This window comes from Streptomyces sp. AC627_RSS907, assembly GCF_019049165.1.
Genome location: NZ_JAGMUE010000290.1, coordinates 1 through 578, shown reverse-complemented (window position 1 = coordinate 578; position 578 = coordinate 1). Strand labels below are relative to the sequence as shown.

The following is a 578-nucleotide window of genomic DNA, read 5'->3' as shown; positions in this document are numbered from 1 at the left end:
GTGATGTGGATCAGTACGTATCGCGTTCGGACCGGCTTGTCGAGAGTGGCGTCGAGTTTGCTCTCCGCCGTCTTGAGCTTGGTGAGCTCCTGGGGGAAGTCCGCCAAGGCGGCGGGGGATGTCGCCGCCGGGTCCGCGGCGAGTACTTCGACCTTCTGCCCGGGTGCGTAGAAGTCAACCTGCACGCCCGCGACGTTCTTGGCGCTGCCGAGGTCGACGACGATGCCGCTGCCGTCCGACCGGTTCTTGAGGTTGCCGAAGTTGGCGTAGCCCTCGTAGCGCTTGGTGACCCAGGCGGTGCCGGGCTGTTGGTCGATGGCCGCGGAGACCCTCTCCGCCGCCAACGGGGCGTCCAGCGGTGAGAACTCGGTGGCGTCCGCGAGCTTCAGCGGCTTGTGGGCCGGCTTCCTGGGGCGGCCGTCGTCCTTCTCGCCCTGGTTGTGGCCCGAGTCCCCCGGCTTGTTCTCCTCCTTGATCAGGATGTCCGCGAGCTGCCAGCTACCGAGCCCGATGGCCGCGATGAGCAGGCTGGAGACGGCCCACGTGAGCGCGCGGCCGGCGCGGCTCTGTAGTGGCTG

General features: G+C 68.3%; 1 pseudogene. It reads right to left on the bottom strand.

Annotated elements, in window-relative coordinates:
• Window positions 1–578: pseudogene (locus tag KUM32_RS35110) on the bottom strand (serine/threonine protein kinase); the annotation flags it as partial.